The 21,094-nt window shown below is 42.0% G+C and carries 16 protein-coding genes and 1 tRNA gene; 16 read left to right on the top strand and 1 reads right to left on the bottom strand.

What is annotated here, in order from left to right; all coding sequences use genetic code 11:
• Nucleotides 1–8 precede the first annotated feature (8 nt).
• From MKS89_RS18355 to MKS89_RS18315, 9 genes are all read left to right on the top strand, one after another.
• Complete coding sequence (locus MKS89_RS18355) at nt 9–1,403, top strand: DASS family sodium-coupled anion symporter (protein WP_072959692.1); 1,395 nt, start codon at nt 9–11, stop codon at nt 1,401–1,403.
• A gap of 10 nt (nt 1,404–1,413) precedes the next feature.
• Complete coding sequence (locus MKS89_RS18350; RefSeq protein ID WP_072959694.1) at nt 1,414–2,571, top strand: metallo-dependent hydrolase; 1,158 nt, start codon at nt 1,414–1,416, stop codon at nt 2,569–2,571.
• Between the two features lie 145 nt (nt 2,572–2,716).
• Nucleotides 2,717–4,546 carry a sigma 54-interacting transcriptional regulator gene (locus MKS89_RS18345; protein WP_072959695.1) on the top strand — a complete coding sequence of 610 codons (1,830 nt, stop codon included), beginning with the start codon at nt 2,717–2,719 and terminating at the stop codon, nt 4,544–4,546.
• A gap of 232 nt (nt 4,547–4,778) precedes the next feature.
• Nucleotides 4,779–6,917: an alpha-galactosidase gene (locus MKS89_RS18340; RefSeq protein ID WP_205409135.1), complete on the top strand. Its 2,139-nt coding sequence runs from the start codon at nt 4,779–4,781 to the stop codon at nt 6,915–6,917.
• A 621-nt stretch (nt 6,918–7,538) separates the two neighbouring features.
• Nucleotides 7,539–8,684 (top strand): prodigiosin MBC biosynthesis dehydrogenase PigA, encoded by a 1,146-nt coding sequence (gene pigA, locus MKS89_RS18335; RefSeq protein WP_072959698.1) that lies wholly within the window; start codon nt 7,539–7,541, stop codon nt 8,682–8,684.
• Nucleotides 8,685–8,710: 26 nt separating this feature from the next.
• On the top strand, nt 8,711–9,460 hold the full coding sequence (locus MKS89_RS18330) for an electron transfer flavoprotein subunit beta/FixA family protein (RefSeq protein WP_072959699.1): 750 nt from the start codon (nt 8,711–8,713) through the stop codon (nt 9,458–9,460).
• On the top strand, nt 9,460–10,392 hold the full coding sequence (locus MKS89_RS18325; RefSeq protein WP_072959702.1) for an electron transfer flavoprotein subunit alpha/FixB family protein: 933 nt from the start codon (nt 9,460–9,462) through the stop codon (nt 10,390–10,392). Before MKS89_RS18330 ends, MKS89_RS18325 begins: the two co-directional genes overlap by 1 nt.
• Nucleotides 10,393–10,448: 56 nt before the next feature.
• Nucleotides 10,449–12,092 (top strand): electron transfer flavoprotein-ubiquinone oxidoreductase, encoded by a 1,644-nt coding sequence (locus tag MKS89_RS18320; RefSeq protein WP_072959706.1) that lies wholly within the window; start codon nt 10,449–10,451, stop codon nt 12,090–12,092.
• A 165-nt stretch (nt 12,093–12,257) separates the two neighbouring features.
• A tRNA-Gly gene (locus MKS89_RS18315) sits at nt 12,258–12,332 on the top strand.
• Between the two features lie 117 nt (nt 12,333–12,449).
• Here MKS89_RS18315 and MKS89_RS18310 read toward each other — a convergent pair.
• The gene (locus MKS89_RS18310; protein WP_072959708.1) at nt 12,450–13,682 is read right to left on the bottom strand and encodes a GGDEF domain-containing protein; all 1,233 of its coding nucleotides are present in this window, start codon (nt 13,680–13,682) and stop codon (nt 12,450–12,452) included.
• Nucleotides 13,683–14,013: 331 nt separating this feature from the next.
• Between MKS89_RS18310 and MKS89_RS18305 the strand changes: the two genes are divergently transcribed.
• The 7 genes from MKS89_RS18305 (at nt 14,014) to MKS89_RS18275 (ending at nt 21,047) form a co-directional block, all read left to right on the top strand.
• Nucleotides 14,014–14,400, top strand: coding sequence for a late competence development ComFB family protein (locus MKS89_RS18305; RefSeq protein WP_072959710.1), 387 nt, complete (start codon nt 14,014–14,016; stop codon nt 14,398–14,400).
• The gene (locus tag MKS89_RS18300; RefSeq protein ID WP_072959712.1) at nt 14,401–14,676 is read left to right on the top strand and encodes an HlyU family transcriptional regulator; all 276 of its coding nucleotides are present in this window, start codon (nt 14,401–14,403) and stop codon (nt 14,674–14,676) included. It begins immediately after the preceding gene.
• A gap of 303 nt (nt 14,677–14,979) precedes the next feature.
• Complete coding sequence (locus MKS89_RS18295) at nt 14,980–16,515, top strand: Re/Si-specific NAD(P)(+) transhydrogenase subunit alpha (protein ID WP_072959715.1); 1,536 nt, start codon at nt 14,980–14,982, stop codon at nt 16,513–16,515.
• Nucleotides 16,516–16,528: 13 nt separating this feature from the next.
• Nucleotides 16,529–17,911 (top strand): Re/Si-specific NAD(P)(+) transhydrogenase subunit beta, encoded by a 1,383-nt coding sequence (pntB, locus tag MKS89_RS18290; protein WP_072959718.1) that lies wholly within the window; start codon nt 16,529–16,531, stop codon nt 17,909–17,911.
• Nucleotides 17,912–18,083: 172 nt separating this feature from the next.
• A complete protein-coding gene (vxrA, locus tag MKS89_RS18285; RefSeq protein WP_072959721.1) occupies nt 18,084–19,532 on the top strand; it encodes a sensor histidine kinase VxrA in 1,449 nt (482 codons plus the stop codon).
• On the top strand, nt 19,507–20,166 hold the full coding sequence (gene vxrB / locus MKS89_RS18280) for a response regulator transcription factor VxrB (RefSeq protein WP_072959723.1): 660 nt from the start codon (nt 19,507–19,509) through the stop codon (nt 20,164–20,166). Before vxrA ends, vxrB begins: the two co-directional genes overlap by 26 nt.
• A complete protein-coding gene (locus tag MKS89_RS18275; protein WP_072959726.1) occupies nt 20,166–21,047 on the top strand; it encodes a DUF2861 family protein in 882 nt (293 codons plus the stop codon). The genes vxrB and MKS89_RS18275 overlap by 1 nt, the downstream gene beginning before the upstream one ends.
• Nucleotides 21,048–21,094 lie beyond the last annotated feature (47 nt).

The following is a 21,094-nucleotide window of genomic DNA, read 5'->3' as shown; positions in this document are numbered from 1 at the left end:
GGTGAAACATGAAAGTTATGAACTTATTACCAGTGGTACTAATTGCTGCTGCTTTTTGGGTGATACCTAGCCCAAGTAATCTTAACGTTGATACCTGGCACATGGTTGGTATCTATTTATCCATGCTATATGGCCTCGTATTTAGGCCTTATACAGATTCGGTAATGATGCTAATTATTGCTGGATTTGCATCTTTATTTGTTGACTCTAAAGTCCTATTTGCTGGTTTTGGCCATCCACTGGTATGGTTTATTATCAGTGCATTTATTATCTGTCGCGCTTTCGTGATCACTGGATTAGGGAAGCGGATTGCTTATATATTGCTAAGCAGATATGGTAATAATACGCTGACACTTGGGTATCTGATGATGTTTACAGATGCTTTACTTGCGCCTGCGACTGGTTCGAATATGTCACGTTCTGGTGGGATCACGTACCCTATTTTCCGTAATATTGCCGAAAGCTTAGACTCACATCCTCACAGCCATCCACGTAAGATCGGTGCTTACTTAACCATGTTAATGTACATCGTTTCCATGGGAACTTCTTCGTTATTCATGACTGGTATGGCAACCAACTCTATTATTGTCTCGCTGGCTAATGAAATCCTAGGTATTCAGTTAGAATGGTTACAGTGGCTAAAAGCTTCGATTGTCCCGGCTGGACTCGTTCTATTAGGTGCGCCATATATTCTATATAAAATTTACGCGCCAGAGCTTAAGCATATCGCCAATGTCAGAGAAGTTGCACTCGATGGTCTAAAAGAACTTGGTGCTGTAAAACGTGAAGAAAAACTTCTGATTATTTTCTTTTTGATCGGCGTACTTGGTTGGATGACAGGTTCGATTACAGGCATCAAGTATGTTTCAGTCGGACTTGCTTTTCTTGCATGTTTGTTAGTGTCTAAAGTATTGACTTGGAATGACGTGATCAGTGAAAAGTCCGCTTGGCAAACTTTTGTTTGGTACGGTGCTTTTTATGGCGTAGCGACAGCACTATCAAAAGGTGGATTCTATATGTACTTGGTTGGTGTTATCCAAGGATATATTGATTTGTCAGGGTATAGTCAGTTTACTTCATTGCTTGTTCTTGTTTTGTTCAGTTTGTCTGTACGTTATTTCTTCGTGTCGAATAGTGCATTTGTTGTGTCCTTTTATCCGGTTCTATTTACATTAGGCATGTCCACAAATGCAGAACCACTGTACATAGCATTATCATTAGCATTCTCCGCCGGCTATGGCGCACTGCTTACTCACTATGGAAACGGTGCTGGTGTTATCACTTTCTCAAGTGGTTATGTTCCGCAGAAAACTTTCTGGAAACTGGGCACTATATTTGTATTCATCAATTTAGTCGCTTACGTGTTTATTGGTATTCCATATTGGAACCTAATCGGTATGTAAGGATAGAATCATGAAAGTAGATATTCTGATTAAAAATGGTACAACGGTTGATCTTGCTAACCAGGATTTTGTAAAAAATGATATAGGCATTATTGGTGATCGGATTGTCGATATCGAAGGGGAAGCAGTAGACGCTGAAACGGTAATTGATGCAGAAAATTGCTTCGTATTACCGGGATTGATTGACTATCATCTACATGCTTTTCATGATGGCACGGCTATTAGTGTCAATGCTGATGTGATTTGTCTACCGAATGGTGTCACTAGTGTTGTCGATGCCGGTAGTAGTGGTTGGGTGAATTTCCCTGCATTTAAAAAGCATGTCATCACTCAGTCTTTGGTTAAGATAAAAAGCTACCTAAATATGGTCAACGTAGGATTATCGACATTAGGTGGTGGACCTACCGGATATTTGGAAAATATCAACCCTGCTAATTTTAATCTTGATAAGATAAAAGCAACTGTACAGGGCGATGATAATATTCTTGGTTTGAAGTTGCGTTATAGCAAAGACCTATGTAAAGACAAAGGATTCTCAACGGACCCATTTGACGAGACGGTAAAATTAGCTCGAGAACTGAATACTAATTTCTGTGTTCATGTGACTGATTCGACGAAGCCACTCTATGAGTTAGTGTCTAGTTTTGATAAAGGCGATGTGCTTGCGCATTGTTTTCATGGCGTTGGTCATACGATTCTTGATGAAGACAATAAGGTCTATCCACAAATAAAAGCAGCTCAAGAGCGGGGCGTTGTTTTTGACTGTTCAAATGGTGTCGCACATTTTGATTTCAAAGTTGCACAGGCGGCACTGGATGATGGGTTTTATCCAGACATTATTAGCACCGACTTAACATTAAAAAATTCGTTAAGGACAGATAAAGTATTCAGCTTATTGTTTGTGATGTCTAAATATATCAATATGGGAATGCCTTTATTTGATATAATAAAAGCTGTTACCACGACACCAGCGAATTTAATGGGAATGGATGGGCAAATTGGTGTTCTTTCTCCTGGAGCATTTGCTGATGTGGCCATTGTAAAAATGAAAAAGAAGAAAGTTACTTTTTCAGATACGGGTGGCAATGAATTACAAGGGGATTGCTATTTAGATAATTTAGCAACAATCTGTAATGGTAATATTGTATATCGTAAAATTCATTTTTAGATATCACCAAATCTAGTTAATAATGTTGAATAGTCCATCACTTGAAAGTATTTTACTTTTAAGTGATGGATTTTTTTGTATAATGTGAAGTCAATTCTGATATAATAGCGGTTGCTTTCATTATTGATATATGCGAGGTCGTAATATGAAATTCAATGATATTGCAATATTTTCAGTATCAAGGATAATTTCTGAACGGATATCAACATTACTGGTTGAAAAAGATATTGACATCCAAATTTACGAGCTCGAGCATTATGATGTCATTGATAAAGCACAGGAATTAGTTAATTCTGGAACAAAGGTAATTATTAGCAGAGGTGGTACTGCAGCTGTATTACGTCGATGTGTTAATATCCCAATTGTAGAGATTCCACATGATTTCTATGGCATATATAAAACAATAGAAGAAGCTAAACGTTTCGGTGATAAAATTGTTGCAATTGGGTTTCCTCAATATTGCAATATGCTTAAACATTATCAGTCCATCACCCATGAATCTTTTAAAATATGCCAAGTCTATAATCATAAAGAGATTGAAGACATTATGGCAACAATTAAAAATGATGGATGTCATGTTGTCATCGGCGGATTAACTGTTAATCAATTTGCTGAAAAATATGATATAAATGTTGTCATGGGAGACACGGATAATTTATCCATTGAAGTCGCATTGAATCAAGCTGTTAATCTTATTAAATATATTAATCAAGAAAAATTAAAATATAATATTTTAGATAACTCTATTAATTTGTCATCTGATTCTATCATAAGTTTTGATGGTAGTGGAATCATCATAAATGTTAACTATCAGGCTAGGAAGAATTTTGACTGTGATGTAGGCGATAATATATTTCGCTTTAAGGTATTTAAAACATTGCATGAGTATATTATTAGTGAAAATAATGTTAAATCTCACATTGTTGAATATAATAATAAAAATTTTGATCTTTCATTAAGTCATATCCATTCTAAAGAGAACTTTTTTTCTATTTTGAGAATTGGTGTCGTAAAAAATTCTATTTCTATGACTCGTCAAAATAGTCATTTCCCCACTCGTTATTCCTTTGTCGATATTTTAGGTTCATCAGAAAAAATTAAAGAATGTATTTTTAATGCAAAAAAATTTGCTAAGACCGATTTTCCTGTATACATAGAAGGTGAAACAGGGACGGGTAAGGAATTATTTGCTCAAAGTATACATAAAGATAGTTTAAGAAGTAATAAACCTTTTATCGCATTAAATTGTTCCGCAATTCCAGAAACTTTATTAGAAAGTGAACTTTTTGGATATGAGGAAGGTGTCTTTACAGGTGCTAAGAAAGGTGGAAAAGTCGGGATTTTTGAATTAGTTGATGGTGGTACTATTTTCTTAGATGAAGTGAGTGAAATTTCTTCTCTTGTCCAATTGAAATTGCTCCGAGTCCTCCAGGAAAGAGCTTTTTCCAGAGTCGGTGGTAATGCTCTTATTTCTACTGATTTCAGGCTGATTACGGCTAGTAATAAACCGTTGAAAGAAATGGTTATAAATGACAAATTTAGAAGAGATTTTTTTTATAGACTGAATATATTAAAGCTTCCCGTCCCCAATCTTCATGCTCGTGAAAATGATGTAATTCTGCTTGCTAATCAATTTGTTACATTAAATGGTAGAGAACTCAAGTTCTCCGATGAAGCTGCTCAATTTATGTTAAATTATGAATGGCCAGGTAATATTCGTGAATTACAGTCTCTGGTCTATCGTTTGATTGTTTTGTGTGAATCAGATGATGTGAACCTTAATGATTTAATCGAATGTGGTGAGTATCTAGATCACGGTAGTTTTAATCATGGTCTATTAGAGTCCAATGAATTGGAGATTATCAAGAAAGTTCTTTCAGAAACTCACGGTGATAAAGTTCAAGCAGCTAAAAAGTTAGGGATCAGTGTGACAACCTTATGGCGAAGAATGAAGAAGTTTAAGATTCATACATAAAATATTTTACATCGAAGACCGTTTTACTCGCTCTCTTTTTGATTTATACCGATGTATTGGCATATTTAGGTGGCGTTTTACATGAGATGCAATATCTTCAATCTTAATATCCCTATTGTGGTTGTTGGTAATCTAGTCAAGTATGAACTGAGCATTTTATAATCGGTATAATTGATGTGACAACACACTGTGCTAACTGAATGAAGCGAACTGAACGAAAAAGTGACTTGTGATGAAAGAGCGAGAACTGATTGAATTAACCGGCAAGCAAACTCAGCTCATGATTGAGTTGGGAGAATTTGCAGAAATACTGCATTGGGGAAATCATGTTGGTGGTGAGATAGAGCGTTATCGCTCGACTTTACATCGTCCTATCCCTTATGGTCGTTTGGATACAGATGTATCAGTGACGTTGTCACCTGAATTGGGGCGCGGCGTATTTAGCAGCCCAGGTCTCGAAGGGCACAGGAATGGTCAAGACTGGGCACCGGTTTTCATACTGAAAAATGTTGTGCAAACAGGATGTGCGTTGAAAGGACAGACACTACATCTTGAGAGTGAGGACCCGTTGGCCGGCCTTCGCCTGAGCACAGAAATTCATCTGGACGAATATGATGTGGTAAAAACTCGCCATCAGTTAACCAACATCAAGTCTGGTGCCTATCAGGTCAACCGTTTTGCCAATACGTTGCCGTTACCGGCGAAAGCGAAAGAACTGATGACATTTTACGGACGCTGGGTGAAAGAGTTTCAGACTGAGCGTCAGCCATTGCTTCAGGGTGGTTATCAGCAAGAAAATCGGCGCGGGCGAACTTCTCATGAACATTATCCGGCATTGATTGCCGGTTCACCGCATTTTGATGAACTGCATGGCGATGTCTGGGGATTTCACTTTGCATGGAGCGGCAATCATCGGCTCCGGGTTGATGTCAAAGCAGATGGCCGACGTTATATGCAGGCTGAAGTGATCTATTTACCCGGTGAAGTGACGCTTGAGAAAGGCGAAAGTCTGACGACGCCATGGCTCTACGCGAGCTACAGTGGGCGAGGGTTGAATGGGATGAGTCAACAGTTCCATGCGCATGTTCGTCATTCAATATGTTCACCTGATTTTGTTGCCAAACCGCGGCCTGTCCATCTCAATACATGGGAAGGGATCTATTTCAATCATGAGCCTGAATATATTATGTCGATGGCGACTCAGGCTGCAAAATTAGGTGCTGAGCGGTTTATTATTGATGATGGTTGGTTCAACGCACGAAATGATGATACGGCTGCATTGGGAGACTGGTTTTTAGATGAAAGTAAATATCCTGATGGTCTTGAACCGATCATTGAACATGTCAATCAGTTAGGAATGGAATTCGGTCTTTGGTTTGAACCGGAAATGATCAATAAAAATTCTGAGCTTTACCGAACTCATCCTGATTGGTTATTAGCGGTAGACGGGTACGAGCAACCAACGGGAAGAAATCAGTATGCGATTGATCTACAGAATGACGATGCATTTGACTATTTATATGAAAGGCTGTCTTATTTTTTGAGTCGATATCATATTGCTTATATTAAATGGGATATGAATCGTGAAATTGTTCAACCCGGGCATCAAGGAAGAGCATCTGGGGTGCGGCAGACAGAGCGATTTTATGCGTTAGTTGATCAGTTACGATCGCAATTCCCTCATGTGAGTATTGAATCTTGTGCTTCCGGTGGCGGGCGAATTGATTATGAAGTTCTCAAACGCACTGACCGTTTCTGGCCATCGGATAATAATGATGCTTTGGAGCGGCAGCGGATTCAGCGTGGGATGAGTTACTTTTTCCCGCCTGAAGTCATGGGTAGCCATATCGGTGCCGGGCATTGTCACAGTACGCGCCGCCGTCACAGTATTGAGTTTCGTGGCCTGACCGCGCTGTTCGGTCATATGGGGATCGAGCTTGACCCGGTGAAAGAAGAGGCGACGGAGAAAGAAAACTTTGCACGTTATGTCGCACTCCATCAATCTTTACGGCCTTTACTTCACTCCGGAACCAACTGGCGAATTCCGACGGATGATGAAGCGCATCAGGCTCAAGCGGTCGTTGCTGCCGATCAGTCAGAGGCAGTCGTGCTGATTGCACAGTTGGCCATGCCGACGCATGCCTTGAGTGGGTATTTAAGAATTCCCGGTTTGGATGATCAGGCGATCTATCGAATCTCTGTTTTGGATAAACCATCATTTTACGAAAATATTGTTCATACGCAGCCGCAATGGACATTCTCGGGGGGCGAGGTCTCTGGTGCTTGGTGTCGCGAGGTGGGGATTGCATTGCCGGTTCTGGATCCTGAAACCGCGATATTAGTCAGGTTGGAACGACTCACAGGGCAGTGAGTTGTCTCCTCATAAGTGTATGAATTACACCATTCTAAAGAATGAGCCGCCGATGTGTTTTCAAGGGCGGTTCTTATTTCTAATCCCAATACATTTTACGGTAAGTGTCATTGTTTCTTCATGAAAAATTCACATAATCTGTAAAGATTAAATTATTTGAAATAAAATTGTTCACTAATTGTCATCTGATGTAAATGTAGAATAAATACACTAATTTAAAAACTAAGGTTTATAAACTGAAGTGTTTTTATTGATATTTATATATTAAAAATATAATTAAATCTGTGGACTATATTAAATATATGACAGGTATGACTAGCCATGTCGAAAAATGTGTGTTTATGATGATTACCATATTAATAATTTAAATTCAGACGCTTCCTGATATTTAATAATAAAGTGCAGGTTCTAAATCGACATATCGACGCACAGGCTAGGTTAGGTTTTTATAATTTAATGATTGATAAATATTATTATTAATCTCTGATAAAAATAAGAAATAATCTCATCAGCTAAAATTACATTTAGACAGTATAAATGTAATTTTATCGTGCTGCACTTATTTTAATGGATGTGTTGTCTCCACTATTTTGATAATTCATTCCTAATAAGGATGTAAGCATGAACTTTGAGTTAACACCACAACAAACAGAGCTTTATGATACTGCACTCCGTTTTGCATCGGATGTCTTAGAACCGGGTGCGGCTGAGCGGATGGCTACACACACTTTTGATCGTCAGGTATGGGAGGAAGCCGCCCAGTTCGGTTATGCCAGTCTTCCGATCTCTGAAGCGGATGGCGGTAGTGGTTTATCCACACTGGAAACCATGTTGATGGTCGAAGCTTTGGGCAAAGGTTGTAGTGATTTGGGGCTGGCGTTTTCGCTTTCTGCTCACTTATTCGCCTGTGTTGTTCCTTTCAGTGGTTTTGCCAGTGAAACCCTCAAACAAACCTATTTGCCGAGACTGATTGATGGCTCCTGTATTATGGCAAATGCAGCGACCGAACCAGAGGCCGGTTCTGATATTTACGGGATGAAATCTACCGCAGAACGTGTTTCGGACGGTTATTGCTTAAATGGCAAGAAATGTTTTATCTCTAATGCCCCTGTCGCTGATTACTTCCTCGTATACGCAAAAACAAATCCGGGAATGGGATTCTTAGGTGTGAGTGCCTTTTTGGTACCGAAAGAGGCTGAAGGACTGACTGTCGGGAGTCACCATGCCAAAGATGGCTTAGGGACTTGTCTATGGTCAGAAGTTTACTTGCAGAATGTCTTTGTTCCTGAATCTCATCGTGTTGGTGCGGAAGGTGCCGGTGGGGCGATGTTTTATGATTCGATGATTTGGGAAAAAGGGTGCCTGTTCGCGTATTACGTCGGAGCGATGGCACGAATGCTTGAAAAAGTCATTCTTCATGCGCAGGAACGGAAACAATTTGGTCGGGCGATCGCTCAGAATCAATCAGTATCCAATCGGATCGTTGATATGAAAATTAATCTGGATACATCGCGTTTGCTTTTGTACCGCGCGGGTTGGCTTTACGACCAAGGGAAAGATAGTGAGTTAGAAATTGCGATGAGTAAGTTGGTTATCTCTGAATCGGCTGTGCAGTGTGGTTTGGATGCCATTCAGACGTTCGGGGGATCCGCAATCGAAAAAGAAATGGGAATCATGCAGTTATTACTGGATGCGGTTCCCTCAAGAATTTTCTCCGGATCGAATGATATTCAGAGAGGCATCATTGCAAGAAAATTAGGACTCTGAGTCAGTTCACGAATAAGGCTAGGTATATGAAAGCATTAGTAGCAATCAAACGAGTCGCGGATCCGTCATTGGCGGTTCGTGTTCAGAGTGATCAACGTGACGTTGATTTATCAGATGCCAAAATGGTGTTGAATCCCTATTGTGAAATTGCGTTAGAAGAAGCAATTCAGCATAAAGAAGCAGGAAGAATATCTGAAATTGTTGCCGTTTCTGTCGGCACGCTGTCATGTCAGGAACAACTGAGAACAGCACTCGCTCTGGGCGCTGATCGTGCGATCCATGTTGAGTCAGAAGATCATTTGGATCCGCTGGTTATTGCGAAATTATTAGTCAAAGTGGTCGAGAAAGAACAACCACAAGTCATATTTACCGGTAAACAGTCGGTGGACAGTGACAATAATCAAACCGGTCAAATGTTGGCGGGGTTACTCGGCATTGCTCAGGGAACATTTGCGTCAAAGATTGAGTTTGAATCCGACGCGGCTCTTGTCACGCGAGAAGTCGATCATGGTCAACAGGTTGTTCGGATCACGCTTCCAGCTGTTCTTACGGCTGATTTACCCTTAAATAAACCTCGCCATGCTTCTCTTCCTAATGTGATGAAAGCCCGCAGAAAACCCATCGAATCGATTGCAGCGGAGCGCTTCAATGTTGCGATGCATCGGCGAACGCGTCTTCTCCAAGTTGAATCGTTAAATGGCCGTCGGGCGGGTATTCGAGTCGAAAGTGTGGATGAGTTGGTGAGTAAATTAAAGCATGAAGCGAGGGTAATCTGATGACTATTTTGATTATTGCGGAGCATGACCATCTCAAATTAAGCGAGGCGACATTTCATGCGATTGGGGCCGGCAAACAGATCGGTGATGATATTCATTTACTCGTTGTTGGTCATCATTGTGATCCAGTCGTTGAACATGCGACCCAGTTGGGAGATGTGTCGACGGTTCTCGTTGCTGACTCTGATATCTATACGGGGGCGCTAGCTGAAAATATTGCCAATCTCATTGCTGGTGTCGGAAGAGATTATACCCATATCGTCGCTGCTGCGACGTCGTTTTCGAAAAACTTTTTACCCAGAGCGGCGGCATTATTGGATGTTTCCTTCATTTCGGAAGTCATTGATATTGAGAATGACGATACCTTTCGCAAACCGGTTTATTCGGGGAGTGCCATCGCCACGATCCAGTCGATTGATCCGATTAAGATGCTCACCATCAGAACAACCGCTTTCCCTGCAAGCGCAGATATGGGCGGTGCAGCGACTGTGGTTCAAGTGCCGGGCAGTGAAGACCTCAAGCTTTCACAGGTGATCAGTCATCAGAAGGTTGAATCCTCTCGTCCGGAATTGTCATCGGCACGTATTGTGATTGGTGGTGGCCGCGGATTGGGAAATGAGCACAACTTCGCTTTGTTAGAGACGTTGGGCGACAAGCTTGGAGCCGCAATCGGGGGAACCCGTGCGGCAGTTGATGCCGGATTTACAGCCAATGATCTTCAGATTGGGCAGACGGGGAAAGTGATCGCACCGGATTTGTATATTGCCGTCGGTATCTCCGGGGCGATTCAACATATCTCCGGTGTCAAAGATGCCAAAACGATTGTGGCAATCAACAATGACGCTGATGCACCGATGTTTCAGTCTTCGGATTATGTGCTTGTTGCGGATTGCATGGACGTGTTGCCTGAACTGATGGAAAAAATGGTATGAGATCACTCAAGCCAGCCGTAATCATTCATCCTGTGAGAAAGAAGTAAGGGAAATCCATGAGAGAAGTCCTGGAATTTGATGTTGTGATTGTTGGTGGCGGGCCCGCTGGTTTATCAGCTGCCTGCCGCCTGATGCAACTGGCACAAGTGGAGAATCGGGAACTGAACGTTTGTCTGATTGAAAAAGGCGCAGAAATTGGGGCTCATGCGTTATCGGGAGCGATTATGGAAAGCCGTGCCTTGGATGAGCTTTTCCCCGATTGGCAACAACAAAATGTGCCGGTCATTACCCAAGTTGAGCAGGAAGCGCTTTTCTATCTTCGGGATGAAAATAAGGCTTGGCGAATTCCCAGCCTTTTTGTCCCCCAGAGTATGCATCATCAGGGGAGCTATCTGATTCGACAAGGGAAATTCTGCCAGTGGTTAGCCAGACAAGCGGAACATCTGGGTGTGGAAATTTTTACTGGGTTCACCGCATCAGAATTACTGATCAATGAACAGAATGAAGTTTGTGGCGTTATCACTGGTGATATGGGTTTAGATGCTCAGGGAGAGCCAAAATCCGACCATATGCCGGGGATCGAGTTACGGGGTCAATACACGTTATTTGCTGAAGGCAGTCGGGGGCATCTTGGTAAACAACTGCTTGAGCATTATGCATTGGATCGAAATGCTGATACACAGCATTTCAGCTTAGGATTAAAGGAAGTTTGGCAGATTAGGCCTGAACATCATCAATTAGGGCAGGTCATTCATCACTTTGGCTGGCCTTTGGAGCGTCATGCGAATGGTGGGGGCTTCCTCTATTTTATTGATGATTGTCAGGTTGCTATCGGTTTGGTGGTTGATCTGAATTATAAAAACGCTTATTTGAGTCCGTTCGATGAATTTCAGCGGATGAAGCATCATCCTGAAATTGCTCGGTATCTCAGTGGCGGGCAGCGATTGTCTTATGGGGCCAGGACTTTAACCAAAGGGGGATTCAATGCACAGCCGAAGATGACATTTCCCGGCGGTCTGTTAATTGGTTGTGAAGCGGGTGTGCTGAACGGTGCGAAACTGAAAGGCATTCATACTGCCATGAAATCTGGGATGCTGGCTGCGGAAACGGTCTATCCCGCACTTTTGCAGGAGATGAAAGGTGCCGATTTAACGTCGTTTGCCGAGAGCCTGCAAGATTCCTGGCTACATGAAGAGCTGTATATGGCAAGAAATAGTACCGCAGCAATGCATCAGTTTGGCCCTTTGGGAGGCGGGTTATTTAATTTTATCGATCAGAATATATTCCGTGGGCGCCTGCCATGGCATATTCGGGATAATCAAGCGGACCACGCTCAATTGCTACCAATGAATCAATGTCAGCCGATTGACTATACCAAACCTGATCAACAGCTGAGTTTTGATCGTGCTTCTTCAGTTTATATTGCCAAAGTCTCTCATGAGCATAACCAGCCATGTCACCTTCGACTACGAGATCCTCACATTCCGTTAGCAGACAATTTGGCTGTTTATGGCGAGCCTGCACAAAGGTATTGTCCTGCCGGTGTTTACAACGTCGTGGAAGAAAATGGTGAGAAACGCTTTGCCATTGATGCGCAGAATTGCCTCCATTGTAAGGCATGTGACATCAAAGACCCGGCCCAGAATATCACTTGGACACCTCCGGAAGGTGGGGGCGGTCCACTGTATACGAATATGTAATGTATTGATCATTGACGTAGGATATAAGTCGGATGACGAATTGCTGGTTGTATGGTAACCAATTGAAATTAATTTGATTATGAAGTGTGCAATCAAACCGTTTTTTGGTAAATAGCACTTTTCTTTTTCGCCGATTGTGGCATATTAACACCGTCATCTCGATGCGCGGGCATCGTATAATGGCTATTACCTCAGCCTTCCAAGCTGATGATGCGGGTTCGATTCCCGCTGCCCGCTCCAATTATTATTCAAGTATCATCTCTTGTGACCAAGATTATTTTCGCTTAGTTAGCCGACGCAATTTATAATTCACTGTCTATCTTTATAATTCACTATCTATAGTTAACTTCAGCTCATTTACACCGTCACCCGATTCCGACCAGACTTTTTCGCTTTATAAAGAGCCTGATCCGCGGCTTTGATGACGTCTTGAGGGTTTCGGCTTGATCGACTGTCGCTGACTCCAATGCTGACCGTAATATTCACGACACCGTTGGATTGATCTTTTTGGCGTTTCTGGCGTCCTACTTTATCATTTTTAGGGCGCTTATCCGTATTTCGCAGATACATGTCGTAGTTTTGGATGTCTTGGCGTAAAGATTCAAGATAATCAAATGCCTCTTCTGAACTTTTTCCTTTAAAGATAATGGTAAATTCCTCACCGCCATAGCGATAAGCCTTCGCTTTACCTTTGACTTGGCGTAATTTGCTTGCCACCAGTTTTAAAACCTCATCTCCCGTGTCATGGCCGTAGTTATCGTTGAATTGTTTGAAATGATCAACATCAATCATAGCAATGGTGAAATGTCGTCCCAGAGACTTCATCGTATGGTCGAGCGCTGCGCGGCCGGGAAGGTGGGTGAGTCGATCATTAAACGCCAACTCATGTCCGGCAGCAATAACATATAACACCAGAAAAATACCAGAGATAGAGAATAGTATGCTAGAAATGTGCGGGAGATGAAAAGAAACAAAGACATCTGAAATAAGTAGAACAGATGTGTAAACAATCGCGTCAAGTTTACGATTCTTCCTCAGTAGCAGCAGCATGGTGAGGCCACCTAAAACCATCAGGTAAAGAAATAGAATAAATGGTAATCGTGATACTTGAGGCACCGATAACAATAATTGCGTAAAAAGCTCCGGAAAGTTACCTTGGTTAAAATAATCCAAAATTAACAGTGACCAAGCGAAGAACAAACCTTGTATAAGCAAATAGTACAGAAACTCTTTAGTGAAAAGATCTGAGTCACGGAACGCATAACAGATGACGCAACTAATTGGAAAGAGTAAAGCAAGTAAAGATAACTCTAAAAGAGTTGAACCACTGATTAATGGTGTTTGCAAGCAAAGCTGAATGACACCATAGGCCAGTATTTGAGCCACAGCCAACATTCCCATACGACTTTGTTTGAATATTTGCGCAACCGCTAATGCCGTGAAAAGTAAAACATAAGGCAAGTTAAGCAGTACATTGGAATTTGACAGTTGCGTAAATATCTCGTGGCCCATCCCGATATGGATAGCCACAATGAACAAAATAGGAAGTAGACAGCGGAACCAGGAAGAACTGACCGACATTGAAAACATAGATGGTTGATTCGTCAAATAATTGACTGAACTTTACGTGATTTTTAGCAAAAAATACACTATTTTGTCGTTTTTTATACTCTTTCCTTGAATCTTGGGTGAGGTATGCGTGACTAAATGCATGAATGAGCGATGAAGATGAATATGCCAATAAACTGAAAGAATATAGAATATTTACACCGTTTGACTGAAGAGGTTATTATTAGTTGTTACTAATATGTATAAAATTATGTCAGATTGGTTATCTGATACTATGTTTATGATATACCTGAATCCTGATGTCGTGAGATTATATCTATTTGGATGCTGACAGTTACTGGAGAATAAATATATGCATATCAGTGTTGATGTTCATAATTATATGGAAACTTTAGTCGGTCAAATATTGAGTTCAGATGATTTTAAAGCTCGCTATAATCATGAGCAATTGGCTGATCTGGCTTGTTTAGCGTTAAGTCAACTGCGACCTGTATACATTCGTCATGATATTGATTTTTTATCCACGCTCCCGGAAACTCGTTTAGTAAAGTTAAAGCAATTTGCCCAAGATGCCGTTGAAGCCGGAGAGTCGATGATCAAAAATGACCGTCGTCAGAACCCTGAGTATCGGGAGGTTCCCGTTGTTGTTGCAACGGCTCGTTATGATGATGACCTTGAATTGGAATGGTACGAAAGCCCGATCATTAGTCATCAAACAGAATATCAAAAGGAGAAGTAAGTGGGATTTTTATCTCGGTTGTTTGGTCAACGTCAGCAAGAGTCAACACCTGTTGAGCCGGTTTATTACAAAGATTTTGCTATTTTTCCTGAAGCGATTGCCGAAAATGGTCAGTATCGGGTTGCCGGGCGGATTACCCGGGAAATCAATGGTGAAATGAAAGAACATCGTTTCATTCGGTCGGATGTTTTGTCCAATCGCGGTAGTGCTGATGAGCTTATGGTCAATAAGGCGAAAATGTTTATTGATCAGATGGGAGAAAAGATCTTCAGTTGAGTGTTGCTCAAATTGATTAAAATCATGATGAAAGAAACCATAAGCCGATAAGCTTATGGTTTCTTTTTTTGTGGTGATTAATTTTTACCATGATATTCAATTCACTAGACATTCTCGTTAGTATGGTGATGGCTCATGGCAGATGTTGGACCGATGCTGTAGAAACAAGACGTGATAAGTAACATGTGATAAATAATATGTTACAAAGAAGTGCAAGTGGTTGTACTTGATTGTCTGCTGCTTGAATGAGTAAGTAAGCCGTTAGATTAAACATATTACTGTGCCAATTATAAGGAAATAACTATGAAAATTGGTGTGCCTAAAGAACGACTTGCGGGTGAAACGCGAGTTGCAGCTTCACCGACTTCGGTAGGGCAGCTGCTAAAGTTAGGTTTTGATATTCTTATTGAAACCGATGCCGGAGAAAAAGCGAGTTTTGACAACCAGAGTTTCGAAGCTGCTGGTGCTCAGGTTGTATCTCATGAAGACGTATGGCGTGCAGATGTTATTTTAAAAGTTAATGCGCCGACAACTGAAGAAATCGAGCTGATCAAAGAAGGGGCGACGTTGATCAGCTTCATTTGGCCAGCACAAAATCCAGAGTTACTTGAAACCTTATCCGGTAAAAAAATCAATGTGCTTGCCATGGATTCCGTGCCACGTATTTCTCGGGCGCAGGCACTTGATGCTTTGTCATCGATGGCGAATATTGCTGGATACCGCGCAGTCGTTGAAGCGGCACATGAATTTGGCCGATTTTTTACTGGACAAATTACGGCTGCCGGTAAGGTACCGCCTGCAAAAGTTTTTGTCGCTGGTGCCGGTGTGGCTGGATTAGCTGCGATTGGTGCTGCTGGTAGTTTGGGGGCGATTGTCCGGGCGTTTGATGTCCGTCCTGAAGTAAAAGAGCAGGTTCAGTCGATGGGGGCGGAGTTCCTTTCTGTTGATTTTCAGGAGAATTCCGGTGCCGGAGACGGTTATGCCAAAGAGATGTCTGATGATTTTAATCGCAAAGCGGCTGAACTTTACGCAGAGCAGGCAAAAGATGTCGACATCATTATTACCACTGCATTGATTCCCGGAAAGCCAGCGCCCAAGCTGATAACCAAAGCAATGGTTGACAGTATGAAAGCGGGCAGTGTTATTGTCGATCTTGCGGCTGCAAATGGCGGGAACTGTGAATACACAGTGGCTGACCAGGTGGTGACGACTGAGAATGGCGTAAAAATCATCGGATATACCGATATGGTTGGGCGTCTACCGACACAGTCTTCTCAACTGTATGCTACCAATTTGGTTAACTTGTTGAAATTACTGTGCAAAGAAAAAGATGGTGAAGTTTTTATCGATTTTGAGGATGTAGTTCAACGTGGTGTGACCGTCGTTAAAGAAGGTGAAGTGACCTGGCCGGCACCGCCGATTCAAGTCTCAGCACAACCACAGGCTAAACCTGAGCCGGTAAAAGCGCCCCAGAAAACAGAAGAAAAAGCGGCGTCCCCGATGAAGAAGGCGTTAGGCCTCGTTGTTGGTGTTGGTGCATTCGCTTGGGTTGCTTCTGTTGCGCCTGCTGCTTTTCTCAGTCACTTTACGGTGTTTGTCCTTGCCTGTGTGGTTGGTTATTACGTTGTTTGGAACGTAACTCATGCACTCCATACGCCTTTAATGTCTGTGACTAATGCAATTTCAGGGATTATTGTTATCGGCTGTTTATTGCAAATTGGTCAGGGAAATGGCTTTGTTACGTTTTTATCGTTTATTGCTGTGTTGATCGCAAGTATCAATATCTTCGGTGGTTTTACCGTCACCAAGCGTATGCTTGAAATGTTCCGTAAAAAATAACAAGGAGTAGCGAATGTCTGCAGGATTAGTACAAGCGGCGTACATCGTTGCTGCTTTATTTTTTGTGATGAGCCTGGCTGGCTTGTCGAAACAGGAATCGGCGAGGGTTGGTAACTATTACGGTATCACCGGGATGGCGATAGCCTTACTGGCGACTATTTTTGCTCCCGATACGTCGGGGATCGTCTGGATTATCATTGCAATGGCGATTGGTGGGACAATCGGTATCTATTTTGCGAAGAAAGTCGAAATGACACAGATGCCCCAGTTGGTCGCGATCCTTCATAGCTTTGTTGGTATGGCTGCTGTGTTGGTTGGATATAATAGCTTTATTGAAGCTCCGGAAACCGCGACACATGCTGAACATGTTATCCATTTGGTTGAAGTTTTTGTTGGCGTGTTTATTGGGGCGGTTACATTTACCGGTTCGATCGTTGCGTTTGGTAAACTACATGGTGTGTTTAAATCTTCACCGTTGAATATTCCTCATAAACATAAGTGGAATCTTGCGGCAGTGATCGTTTCCGCACTATTGTTGATCTACTTTGTCAATGTTGACGGAAGCTATTTTGCACTGATGGTCATGACTCTGATCGCTTTTGTTTTTGGCTATCATTTGGTTGCATCGATCGGTGGTGCAGATATGCCCGTTGTCGTTTCAATGCTGAACTCATACTCAGGATGGGCAGCCGCTGCTGCGGGGTTCATGCTGGCGAATGATCTATTGATTGTGACTGGCGCACTTGTCGGTTCTTCGGGGGCGATACTGTCCTATATCATGTGTAAAGCGATGAACCGTTCTTTTATCAGCGTAATTGCGGGTGGATTCGGTCAAGAAGTCGTAATCAGTGATGATGGAGAAGAGCAAGGTGAACATCGCGAGATCATGGCTGAAGATGTTGCGGATATGCTTAAAAACTCAACGTCTGTGGTGATTACTCCGGGGTATGGTATGGCTGTGGCGCAAGCTCAGTACCCAGTTTCTGAAATTACCGAGAAACTGAGAGCCAAAGGTATCAAAGTTCGTTTTGGTATCCACCCAGTCGCAGGTCGTTTGCCCGGCCATATGAATGTGCTGTTGGCTGAAGCCAAGGTTCCATATGAAATCGTATTGGAAATGGATGAAATCAATGATGATTTAAGTGAAACCGATACCGTGCTGGTTATTGGTGCGAATGATACGGTCAACCCTGCGGCGTTAGAGGATCCGAATAGTCCAATTGCTGGCATGCCAGTTTTGGAAGTTTGGAATGCCAAAGATGTCATTGTATTTAAGCGTTCAATGAATACCGGATACGCAGGTGTTCAGAATCCACTCTTCTTTAAAGAGAATACTCAGATGTTATTTGGGGATGCAAAAGCATCATGTTTGCAGATTCTGGAACATCTGGATTAGTCACTACTTAAAAAACAATAGAAAACTTTGTAATATTAAGCCAGCAATAATGCTGGCTTAATTTATTTAGGGGGCACATTATTGACACCAGCATAACACGTAGATAACTATTTTTGTCATAATGCTAACCGGATCATGAAACTTGCCTGAGAATATAGAGTCACATAAGAAAATGATATTAAAACGATTCGTGCTGTTGTTTATGTCTGTTATTCCATATGCATATGCGGACTCTTTGCCAGCAAGAATCGATAATTTTATATCCTTGTTTAGATATAATGAGGCACTTGTCTCATATGATTTGAGAAAAATAGAAGCTGAGTATGCGACAAGACTTATTACACCCGAATCCATGCTGCCTCAGACATTCCAATATCCTTTGAAAGATATTCAGCAGCTTTACGCTTTAGCGCAACATTGTACCGGAAGTTTACCTTTGAGCCCTTTAACGACAGAGCCGTTGGTTTTTACCCGGGCGATGTGCAAAGGGACGAAGCTCCCGTTGCGTTGGTTTGCCAGAAGTGCTTTGATTCATCCGGGTGGGGGAACATATGCTGCACGATATGTGAAAAAACACCCAGAGCTTTATGATGAGCTTAAAGTTTATATGCATATTCAGGAGCGTCCTAAAGCACCTGAAGATACTTTACTAGGGCGTTTACAGCGGATGGACAGTGAGTCGGTCACCTCATTAATTTCTGGTGACTCAATGTTCAGTGAGCAAGATGAGCTTTGGTTGAGAAAAGGTGATCGGTATTACGTTTTTGCTGATCATGTTTGGAAAAATAATGCCGAACAGGCGGGGTTAGTCTTCAGTTATGTCAATGGCGAAGATTCAACTTGTTTTGTTCGACGCGGTAACTTGTGTTGGGAGGAAGAAGACCAATCGGATATTTTGCGTTATATCCTCGTTGGCCTTGTTGCTTTCAACGTATTATTAGTGATTAGTTGGTTTGTCTATCGTTGGAATACAAAGCGGCTTGAACTGAGAAGCCGTATGCTTATTTTACAGATATTGACTCATGAATTGCGGACACCAATTGCCAGCCTGTCACTGACTGTTGAAGGATTCAGACGAGAGTTTGAGCGGCTTCCCGAAAGTGTTTATGATGAATTTCGGCGATTATGTGAAGATTCCCGCCGTCTGAGGCAGTTGGCGGAGGCCAGTAAGGATTATTTACAGTCCGATACTAAACCTTTGTCCGTGGCTTGGGTACCGTCAGTTGCGGAGTGGTTAGAGTATAAATTAGAGGAAGAATTTGAAGCATCTATTCATTTCTCAATCAATCAGGATATTGCAGCGAAATTAAATGTCTATTGGTTGGGAACTTGTATTGATAATTTGTTAAGAAATGCCATTAAATATGGTATTGCCCCCGTGCAGTTGGATGTAACGACGTCAAGTCATATGGTTACGTTCAAGGTCATCGATCAGGGTGTGCTGACACAGAAAGACTGGCGTCAGCTACGTAAGCCCTTTGTCAGTAAAAGTGGTTTAGGCCTAGGTTTAACAATAGTAGAATCAATGGTTGGAAGAATGGGAGGCAAAATGTCTCTAGTCGGGCCACCAACAACATTTATTTTGGAGATACCTTGTGAAACAGACGTTGCTTCTTGTTGAAGATGATAAAAACTTGGCTGATGGATTGTTAGTTAGTCTAGAACAAGCCGGATATAACTGTTTACATGCGGAGAAGATTTCAGAAGTAAGACAGTATTGGGAGCAGGCTGATTTAGTGATTTTGGACCGACAGCTTCCTGATGGTGATTCAGTTGAACATCTCGTTGATTGGAAAAACTTGAAAGATGTTCCGGTTATTTTATTGACGGCACTGGTCACGGTGAAAGATAAAGTTGCAGGACTTGATTCTGGTGCGAATGATTATCTAACCAAACCATTTGCTGAAGCCGAGTTATTCGCCAGGGTGAGAGCACAACTTCGAGCGCCTGATGGGGAGTCGCAAGATGACACAAAGGTAGTCACTGCAGAATTGTCCATTGATAAAGCCACGCGAGAAGTGCATTACAAAGGTGACTTGATTACGCTGACCCGTACAGAGTTTGATTTACTGTTATTTCTGGCTAGTAACTTAGGCAGAGTATTTACCAGAGATGAATTATTGGATCATGTGTGGGGCTACAACCACTTCCCAACAACAAGAACGGTTGATACACATGTGCTGCAATTAAGGCAAAAACTTCCCGGATTAGAAATTGAAACGTTACGGGGTGTCGGCTATAAAATGAAAGCCTGATGATGAGAAAAAAGAATTTTTTCTTACTGGGAGTACTCATATGTGCTCCCAACTATTCTGTTTACGCGAACTGGTTTGAACGTAACACGCCATTAACTCAAGCCCATGAACATCTGCTGGAAAATGACCTGCCTAAAATGTTTAGCTCTTTAGTTGAAGTATGGCAGAACGCTAAAAGTAATCATCTCAGCAGTCACCTGAATGATTTACTACTCCAATCTTTAAGCGCAGATTGTGGAAAGAGTTTAGAGCGTGGACCTTTTCCTGATTGGATTAAGTCTCTCGCAGTACGCAGAGTTGAGATCCAGAGTCCGGGCCGAGATGCATTTCAATTATTGATTGATATGGTGACAACGTCACAAATAGGAGAGATTTCGTTCACTCGTTGGGTTGATCATTCAATTTCCCTCGATAGTTCTTTTTCCCAAACAGGAAGTGACGACGTCACAAATGAGCTCACTTACGTGAAGCGTTATAATCTGAATAATCGCTTACCTATGGGGCTTTATCGATTGATTGTTTCTCGGAAAAATGGTGAGTCGTGGAGCTCTTGGGTCATTCTTGATAATCCGAAGACCTACCACACGATTCATTGGCGTTCAAAAGAACAATGGCGTGTCGAAAAAACAGCGATTCCGAATCGCTACTGCCCATTACCCAAAATGAAAGTTTCAGCATATAGCTATCATAGTGGCAAATACTCAGAAGTTTGGAAACAGACCTATGAGTCTAATTATCCAGGCGAGTTACCACCGAATACATTAGAACCGGGACGATATGTTCTGGCAGTATCGATGAATCATCAGCGGTGGCAAGGGCCTATAACCATTGAGCAATCTCAAGTTATTAGTAAAACATATGATGTTTCACTAGAGGAATAGCTAAAGATATATAACAATCTGTCGTTATAAATATTAAATTTTATTCG

The organism is Vibrio gazogenes, from assembly GCF_023920225.1.
Classification (GTDB): Bacteria; Pseudomonadota; Gammaproteobacteria; order Enterobacterales; family Vibrionaceae; genus Vibrio; species Vibrio gazogenes.
This window is presented reverse-complemented; position numbering and strand designations above follow the sequence as displayed.

What these genes read in the sequence shown, in the direction of transcription:
- MKS89_RS18275 (WP_072959726.1), top strand. Translation starts at nt 20,166, where the DNA reads ATGATGAGAAAAAAGAATTTTTTCTTACTGGGAGTACTCATATGTGCT.
- MKS89_RS18305 (WP_072959710.1), top strand. Translation starts at nt 14,014, where the DNA reads ATGCATATCAGTGTTGATGTTCATAATTATATGGAAACTTTAGTCGGT.
- MKS89_RS18320 (WP_072959706.1), top strand. Translation starts at nt 10,449, where the DNA reads ATGAGAGAAGTCCTGGAATTTGATGTTGTGATTGTTGGTGGCGGGCCC.
- MKS89_RS18355 (WP_072959692.1), top strand. Translation starts at nt 9, where the DNA reads ATGAAAGTTATGAACTTATTACCAGTGGTACTAATTGCTGCTGCTTTT.
- MKS89_RS18310 (WP_072959708.1), bottom strand. Translation starts at nt 13,682, where the DNA reads ATGTTTTCAATGTCGGTCAGTTCTTCCTGGTTCCGCTGTCTACTTCCT.
- pigA (WP_072959698.1), top strand. Translation starts at nt 7,539, where the DNA reads ATGAACTTTGAGTTAACACCACAACAAACAGAGCTTTATGATACTGCA.
- MKS89_RS18295 (WP_072959715.1), top strand. Translation starts at nt 14,980, where the DNA reads ATGAAAATTGGTGTGCCTAAAGAACGACTTGCGGGTGAAACGCGAGTT.
- MKS89_RS18325 (WP_072959702.1), top strand. Translation starts at nt 9,460, where the DNA reads ATGACTATTTTGATTATTGCGGAGCATGACCATCTCAAATTAAGCGAG.
- MKS89_RS18340 (WP_205409135.1), top strand. Translation starts at nt 4,779, where the DNA reads ATGAAAGAGCGAGAACTGATTGAATTAACCGGCAAGCAAACTCAGCTC.
- MKS89_RS18345 (WP_072959695.1), top strand. Translation starts at nt 2,717, where the DNA reads ATGAAATTCAATGATATTGCAATATTTTCAGTATCAAGGATAATTTCT.
- MKS89_RS18350 (WP_072959694.1), top strand. Translation starts at nt 1,414, where the DNA reads ATGAAAGTAGATATTCTGATTAAAAATGGTACAACGGTTGATCTTGCT.
- vxrA (WP_072959721.1), top strand. Translation starts at nt 18,084, where the DNA reads ATGATATTAAAACGATTCGTGCTGTTGTTTATGTCTGTTATTCCATAT.
- pntB (WP_072959718.1), top strand. Translation starts at nt 16,529, where the DNA reads ATGTCTGCAGGATTAGTACAAGCGGCGTACATCGTTGCTGCTTTATTT.
- MKS89_RS18330 (WP_072959699.1), top strand. Translation starts at nt 8,711, where the DNA reads ATGAAAGCATTAGTAGCAATCAAACGAGTCGCGGATCCGTCATTGGCG.